1 protein-coding gene is annotated in these 398 nt (G+C 50.5%); it reads right to left on the reverse strand.

The features are described from left to right. Positions 1 to 328: WzyE family oligosaccharide polymerase (locus tag EVJ32_RS16065; protein WP_201740706.1), on the reverse strand; the 328-nt coding region annotated here is incomplete at its 3' end. Positions 329 to 398 lie beyond the last annotated feature (70 nt).

Consider the following 398-nt stretch of genomic DNA (forward strand, 5'->3'; position numbering starts at 1 on the left):
GGTTCATGGTAAATAGCGGCTTGCGTGGTACATCCACAACGCGTTTGCGTAAACGCGTTTTATAGGTCACGTAATACACGCCGTAGAAACAGGCGGCGGATAATAGAGCCTGCAATAAGATTTCCGGCGGCGCGACGCCAACGTCGAAACGAAATACCAGCACGCTGGTTAGCGGAAAACCAAAAAAGAAGGTCAACAAAAACAGCAACGAAAAGAAAACGTTGAAGTCAAAACGCACGCGGCGGAATTCAAACCAGGTCAGCGTGGCGATAAACAGCGTAGAGAGCAGCCAGACCACCAGCAGCCCGCTGAATTGCATTAAACTCATTCGGCTTCTCCTGCGGCGATTCTCAACGCATTATGCCACGGTTGCAGGTAGTTGGGGCTAAAGAAGGTGA

Origin of the sequence: Exiguobacterium sp. SH5S4 (genome assembly GCF_004337045.1) — a bacterium.
Taxonomy (GTDB): Bacteria; Bacillota; Bacilli; order Exiguobacteriales; family Exiguobacteriaceae; genus Exiguobacterium; species Exiguobacterium aurantiacum_A.